This is a genomic window from Planktothrix prolifica NIVA-CYA 540 (assembly GCF_963864145.1).
In the GTDB taxonomy this organism is placed as follows: Bacteria; Cyanobacteriota; Cyanobacteriia; order Cyanobacteriales; family Microcoleaceae; genus Planktothrix; species Planktothrix agardhii.
The window spans coordinates 5,468,492-5,475,399 of sequence record NZ_CAWLTW010000001.1; the positions used below are offsets into that span (position 1 = coordinate 5,468,492).

5 protein-coding genes are annotated in these 6,908 nt (G+C 41.2%); 3 read left to right on the top strand and 2 right to left on the bottom strand.

All coding sequences use genetic code 11. The features are described 5' to 3' along the window. Both AC559H_RS24435 and AC559H_RS24440 read left to right on the top strand, forming a co-directional pair. Positions 1-1,038, top strand: a complete 1,038-nt coding sequence (locus AC559H_RS24435; RefSeq protein ID WP_026794623.1) for an ABC transporter substrate-binding protein — start codon at positions 1-3, stop codon at positions 1,036-1,038. 152 nt (positions 1,039-1,190) lie between these two features. Continuing rightward, positions 1,191-1,664 (top strand): hypothetical protein, encoded by a 474-nt coding sequence (locus AC559H_RS24440; protein WP_026794622.1) that lies wholly within the window; start codon positions 1,191-1,193, stop codon positions 1,662-1,664. A 104-nt stretch (positions 1,665-1,768) separates the two neighbouring features. Here AC559H_RS24440 and AC559H_RS24445 read toward each other — a convergent pair whose 3' ends face one another. Further along, the gene (locus tag AC559H_RS24445) at positions 1,769-2,686 is read right to left on the bottom strand and encodes an ROK family protein (RefSeq protein ID WP_026794621.1); all 918 of its coding nucleotides are present in this window, start codon (positions 2,684-2,686) and stop codon (positions 1,769-1,771) included. A gap of 71 nt (positions 2,687-2,757) precedes the next feature. After that, on the bottom strand, positions 2,758-3,045 hold the full coding sequence (locus tag AC559H_RS24450) for a hypothetical protein (RefSeq protein WP_026794620.1): 288 nt from the start codon (positions 3,043-3,045) through the stop codon (positions 2,758-2,760). Positions 3,046-3,502: 457 nt separating this feature from the next. On the opposite strand from AC559H_RS24450, the gene carB reads away from it, so the two are divergent. Next, positions 3,503-6,736, top strand: coding sequence for a carbamoyl-phosphate synthase large subunit (gene carB / locus AC559H_RS24455; RefSeq protein WP_026794619.1), 3,234 nt, complete (start codon positions 3,503-3,505; stop codon positions 6,734-6,736). Positions 6,737-6,908: the final 172 nt, after the last annotated feature.

Sequence of the window (6,908 nt, forward strand, 5' to 3'; positions counted from 1 at the left end):
ATGGATAAACCGGAAATAGAATTAATTTCGCGTCGAGATTTTGTAAAATATTGTGGGGGTTTGGGATTTGCGCTTTTAGCCAATCCTTCAACCTCTATTCTTGATATTATCCCAACCTCAACTCCCCATTTAACTATGCAGTTAGACTGGAAATATAATGTTCAATTTGCAGGGTTACTATTAGCAGATTATTATGGATTATATAAACAACGGGGATTAAAGATTGAGATTCTACCTGTAAATTCAGATAGAAATGTATTTGAACAAATGGCAGAAAATCCTTTAATATTAGGCTGTGGGGAACAGGATGCTATTTTAGCCGCCCAAGTGCAAGGATATCCGGTTAAAGCGATCGCAACTATGTTTCAAGCATCTCCTTTGGGGTTAATGTCTATTCCCGAAAAAAATATCCATTCTCTTAATGATTTGGTTGGACAAAAAGTTGGGATTCATGGAAACATAAAAAAAGTCATGGAATTAATAATTAATACCAATGGTTTATCACCTCAAGATATTGAAATTATCCCGATTTCCTATCAGGATAAATATGATCGATTACAAAGTAGGGAATTAGCAGCCGTTCAATGTTATAGTGTTGATGAACCCATTGGTTTTAGCTACAAAACTGGAATTAAACCCAATATTTTAAAATTCAGCGATTATGGATATGATGCCTATGTGCAGGTAATTTTTGCCCATCAACAGTTATTAGACAATCATTCTGAATGGGTGAATCAGTTTTTAAAAGCATCTTTTGCTGGATGGAAATTAGCCCTAGATAATATTAATCAAACGGCTAAAATTGTCGTTGATGTTTATACAAAACCCGATAGTCAATATCACAATTTAGATTATCAAACCAAATCTTTACAGTTAATTGCTGATTATATTACCTGCGGAATTAACCCTGATCAAATTGGTTATATTTCGGCAAACCGTTGGCAAGAAATGTCAGAAAAACTGGCTCAATATGGTATAATTGATCTGGTTCCATCATTAACAGATTCCTTGGATTCTAGTCTATGGTTAGTGGCTTAATTGATACTTCAAAGTCTAGGAATCAAAACGTTGATATTGATAGTCCTGAATTACTTCATTTTGCTTGAATGTTTCTATAGAAGACTGGGAAAGTTTACAAGAAACACTTTATTTACAATCTATCCTTAGTCAAGGGGAGTAAAAGATTTAAAATGATAGATCCTATTGGTTTAATTCCAACCGCAATGCAAGGTTATAATTGGATTCGGATGTGGCATGAAAAACAGGCTAATCCGCCCCATCTTCCTGATAATGCTCTCCTGCTGTTTAAGCGGTTTAAAGAGGCTTATGATACAAAAAATATTATCAAACTCGGTTTTACTCTTTCAGATCATTATCGAGGAGATTTATATGGAGTTTCTACTAAGCAAGAATATCTTAGTATCACAAAACGAGGTTTTGATAGTTTATTTTTAGTCTCGCCTTGCTTATCAATTAATGTTTATAGTATTATTGAAAATCGTGACGATGTATTTTCTGGAATTATTGATACTCAATCAAAGATATCGGTTTTAGGAATTCCCCTGACAAATTATGATTCTGCCCCTATTCGTTGTGAAATTCGTCCTGAACAGGGGTTATGGGTAATTACTAAGATGTTTATTGAATGGCGATTAATTTCATAGTGTAATTTTGTAGGGGCGAAGTGCGTCTCGCTCCTACAGTTTTGTTATATTATAGATGAATCAATACAGGTATTTGAGAAAGTAAAAACTATTGCCACCTGTTTTTATGAATCAATTTGCTCCTCAATCTTAACAAACTTCTGAAACGCTAATTTTGCCGCCCCAATCATTCCCGCTTGATTTCCTAATTCCGCAATTAATATTTCTAACCCCTCTCTGGAACTGAATAATACTCTTTGTTCTAATTCCGCTTTCATCGCCGGGAAAAATAAATCCGCCCCCGCACTAATTCCCCCGCCTAAAATTATCGCTTCTGGGGTTAACACATAAATTAAATTAGCTAATCCTATCCCTAATAACTTGCCATATTCTTGCCAATATTCTATAGCTTTTTCATCCCCGGCTAAGGCTTTTTCTGCTAATTCTGCGGGTTCTAATCCCGTATCCCTGCGAATAGCTTGAACTGAAGTATATTGTTCTAAGGAACCCCGATTTCCACTATTACAAATAGGGCCATCAAAATTAAGACTAATTAATCCTAATTCCGCCGCCGCCCCCTGATGTCCGACAAATAATTCCCCATTTAAAATAATCGCCCCGCCAACGCCTGTTCCTAATGTTAATAAAATTAAATTTTGAAACCGTCTTCCCGCCCCTAACCAAGCTTCACCTAACCCCGCACAGTTAGCATCATTGGCTAAAATCACAGGTAAACCCGTTTTTTCTTCTAACCAATCAGCTAACGGAACATCCCGCCATCCGGCTAAATTAATCGCTACTTTGGCAATTTTTCCCGTCCCATCCACAGGCCCAGGAGTTCCCAATCCAATTGCCACAATACTATTGACATTTTTCCTAATTTGTGCTATAGCCTCAACTATTGCTATTAACACCCCTTCTGGTGTCGCTGGTTGAGGAGTCGGAACCGTTAAGGACTGATAACAAGTTCCGTTGGGTGCAAAACAGCCCAATTTAATCGCTGTCCCACCTAAATCGATCCCAATAACTTGCACTGTGTTCACTTCTCGTAGTAAGCCCTTTAGGGCTTTCTCATAAACATAAATAATTGAATAAGCCCGGTCGGGCTTACTACTTAAATATCGGGTTCGTCAACCATGCGACGGTCAATACTGGAGTTGAATACAGGTTCCACCCGAATAGCCTTAATCGCACTCGGACGAACAACCATATATTCTTTAGCATTATTATCTTCTGCCCTTTGTTTGATGGGAACATTGATAAATTCGGTACTATCAAATTTGGGCTGTAAAACTTTGTTGTACCACACCTGAAAGTCTTGCATCGTGGGAAACTTAATTTCTTCTCGATGACCCCCCTCAATCATGATGTGAACCACATATTCATCGGGCGTTCTGGGCATAATGACTCGCAGCTAAAAACAGATTGGCTAAACTGATAGGATGTTAACCATTTGCTCTTAGTCTCTCATCAATTGTCGATAAAGTCTACTGACCCCAATCATTACAAAAATTTACCAAAAATCGAAAAAAAAACCGGATTCCCCCTTGACAGGGCTGCGGATTCGTGGGAAGATGCTTATAGTATAATGGGATGGTCGCAATTTTAAAATTTTTGCAACCATCCCATTATATATAATTACCAATATCATTAATATAGCACGGCGGCGCATCCGGTGGCAACCCCAAAAATTTTAAATTTTTGTAAAAAAAACCAAAACTGAATTTGTCAAGGTTTAATCAAACAGTTGACAAGAATATAAAGGGATACCCTTAAAATGTTTAGAGACTTAAGAGTAAGTTGTATACTCAATCCCGTTTAATGAAGCTAAACCTCAACTGATATACACAGAATTCATAATGCCGAAACGTACAGACATAAAGAAAATTTTGCTCCTGGGTTCTGGGCCGATTGTGATTGGACAAGCCTGTGAGTTCGACTATTCAGGAACTCAAGCCTGTAAAGCCCTGCGGGAAGAAGGCTATGAGGTGGTGTTGGTCAACTCCAACCCAGCGACAATTATGACCGACCCAGAAACGGCCGAACGCACCTATATTGAGCCTCTGGTTCCCGAAATCGTGGCCAAGGTAATCGAAAAAGAACGTCCCGATGCCCTATTACCCACAATGGGAGGTCAAACCGCCCTTAACTTAGCCGTAGCTTTAGCCAGAAATGGCACCTTAGAGAAATATGGAGTCGAACTGATTGGGGCCAAATTAGAAGCCATTGAAAAAGCCGAAGATCGGCAACTGTTCAAAGAGGCGATGGAAAAAATCGGAGTGGCCTGTTGCCCTTCGGGAATTGCCAATACCATGAGTGAAGCGATTCAGGTGGGGCATCAAATTGGTAGCTACCCCTTAATTATTCGTCCAGCCTTTACCATGGGAGGAACTGGGGGTGGTATTGCCTATAACCAAGAAGAATTTGAAGAAATTGCTCAATCGGGTTTAGATGCGTCTCCCAATTCTCAAATTTTAATCGAACAATCCTTAATTGGTTGGAAAGAATATGAATTAGAGGTAATGCGGGATCTGGCTGATAACGTGGTGATTATTTGTTCGATTGAAAATATCGATCCGATGGGAGTCCATACGGGGGATTCAATTACCGTTGCTCCTGCCCAAACCTTAACTGATAAAGAATATCAAAGATTGCGGGATGCCTCGATTAAAATTATCCGAGAAATTGGGGTAGAAACCGGGGGATCTAATATTCAATTTGCAGTTAATCCGGTGACGGGTGATTTTATTGTGATTGAGATGAATCCCCGTGTGAGTCGGTCTTCTGCCTTAGCTTCAAAAGCCACAGGATTCCCGATCGCTAAATTTGCCGCGAAATTATCGGTGGGATATACCTTAGATGAAATCAACAATGATATTACTAAGAAAACCCCGGCTTCCTTTGAACCCACAATTGATTATGTGGTGACAAAAATTCCCCGCTTTGCCTTTGAGAAATTCCCTGGTTCGGAACCTGTTTTAACCACACAAATGAAGTCCGTCGGGGAAGCGATGGCGATTGGTGGAACCTTCTGTGAATCCTTCCAAAAAGCCCTACGATCCTTGGAAACTGGGTTAGCAGGTTGGGGTTGCGATCGCTCGGAAAAACTCTCTAGTTTGGATCATATTCGTTCCGGTTTACGCACACCTAACCCAGAACGAATTTTAACAGTTCGGAATGCGATGCTGTTGGGAATGACCGTAGAAGAAATCTATGAACTGACCGGAATTGATCCTTGGTTTTTAGATAAAATGCAGGAAATCTTAGAAACGGAAAAATTCCTCAAACGCAGTTCTTTACAACAGTTACAACCAGATAAACTATTGGCAGTAAAACGCCTAGGATTTAGCGATCGCCAAATTGCCTTTGCCACCAAAACCACGGAAGATGAAGTCCGAACCTATCGCAAAGGATTAGGAGTCAAACCTGTTTATAAAATGGTGGATACCTGTGCGGCGGAATTTGAATCGACCACACCCTATTACTATTCAACCTATTGGGAAGAAGACGAAATTTTACCGTCTACAAAACCCAAGGTTATGATTTTAGGCGGTGGCCCTAACCGCATCGGACAGGGGATTGAGTTCGATTATTGTTGTTGTCATGCCTCCTATTCTTTACGGGCGGATGGTTATGAAACAATTATGGTTAACTCTAACCCAGAAACCGTTTCTACCGACTATGATACGAGCGATCGCTTATATTTTGAACCCCTAACTAAAGAGGATGTTCTGAATATTATTGAAGCAGAAGAACCGGAAGGAATTATTATTCAATTCGGTGGTCAAACCCCTCTGAAGTTAGCCTTACCTCTGCAACGAGCCTTAGAAAAAACTACCCTAAAAACCAAGATTTGGGGAACTTCTCCCGACTCGATTGATATTGCTGAAGACCGAGAACGGTTTGAAAAAATTCTGCGGGAATTGAATATTTTGCAAGCCGAAAACGGTATGGCCCGCAGTTTCAAAGAAGCCTTAAAAGTGGCGAAGCGCATCGGATATCCGGTGGTTGTGCGTCCTTCCTATGTGTTAGGGGGACGGGCAATGGAAATCGTCTATTCCGATGAAGAATTGGAACGATATATGCTGTTTGCGGTTCATGTCGAACCCGATCACCCCATTTTAGTCGATCAGTTCCTGCAAAATGCCATAGAAGTTGATGTGGATGCGATCGCCGACCAACAGGGAAATGTTGTGATCGGTGGAATTATGGAACATATCGAACAGGCTGGAATTCACTCTGGGGACTCCGCTTGTTCGATTCCCTACCAAACCCTATCGGAAGCCGCCGTTACCACCATTCGCCGTCAAACCATTGAACTGGCCAAGGCGTTAAATGTGGTTGGGTTAATGAATATTCAGTTTGCGGTACAGGGGGAAAATGTCTTTATTTTAGAAGCTAATCCCCGGGCGTCTCGAACTGTTCCCTTTGTCTCTAAGGCGATTGGGGTTCCCTTAGCCAAAATTGCTTCCCGGGTGATGTCGGGTAAAAGTTTAATTGAATTGGGCTTTACCGAAGAAATAATTCCCACCCACGTTTCTGTGAAAGAAGCCGTGTTACCCTTTGCTAAATTCCCTGGTACGGATGTGCTGTTAGGGCCGGAAATGCGCTCCACAGGGGAAGTTATGGGTATTGATACCGAATTCGGCAAAGCCTTTGCTAAGGCAGAACTGGCCGCCGGACAGGTGTTACCCCTATCGGGGACGGTGTTTATTTCTGTGAATGAACGGGATAAACAGGCTATTGTGCCCGTGGTGCGGGATTTCTTGGCTTTAGGGTTCAAAGTTACCGCGACTATTGGGACTCGCAAAGTGCTTTGGGAAAATGAGGTGAAAGTGGAGATGGAGTTGAAACTGCACGAAGGACGGCCGAATATTTTGGACGCCATCAAAAACCAAGCGGTGCAGTTGGCAATTATTACTCCTTCTGGGGAGGAGTCCCGCAGTGATGGGATTCTGATTCGTCGTTCAGCTTTGGCCTACAAAATCCCGATTATTACAACTATTGCTGGGGCTAAGGCGACGGTGGCGGCGATTCGTTCCTTAAAGTCTACTCCCCTGGAAGTGAAAGCGATTCAGGATTATTACATCTAACCCATCCTGTCGGGTGTTGACAATTGAGTAGGGGTAATTCATGAATTACCCCTACTTTATTCTTAATTGCGATCGCTCCAAAACTAACACCAATTAGCTATAGCAATCCTAAATCAGTTGTAATATTTCCATCTATCTCGACCCCTCCCAACCCTCCCCTTAGTAAGGGGAG

Excerpts from the sequence above, each read along its gene's own strand:
- AC559H_RS24435 (WP_026794623.1), top strand. The coding sequence starts at position 1 with ATGGATAAACCGGAAATAGAATTAATTTCGCGTCGAGATTTTGTAAAA.
- AC559H_RS24440 (WP_026794622.1), top strand. The coding sequence starts at position 1,191 with ATGATAGATCCTATTGGTTTAATTCCAACCGCAATGCAAGGTTATAAT.
- AC559H_RS24450 (WP_026794620.1), bottom strand. The coding sequence starts at position 3,045 with ATGCCCAGAACGCCCGATGAATATGTGGTTCACATCATGATTGAGGGG.
- carB (WP_026794619.1), top strand. The coding sequence starts at position 3,503 with ATGCCGAAACGTACAGACATAAAGAAAATTTTGCTCCTGGGTTCTGGG.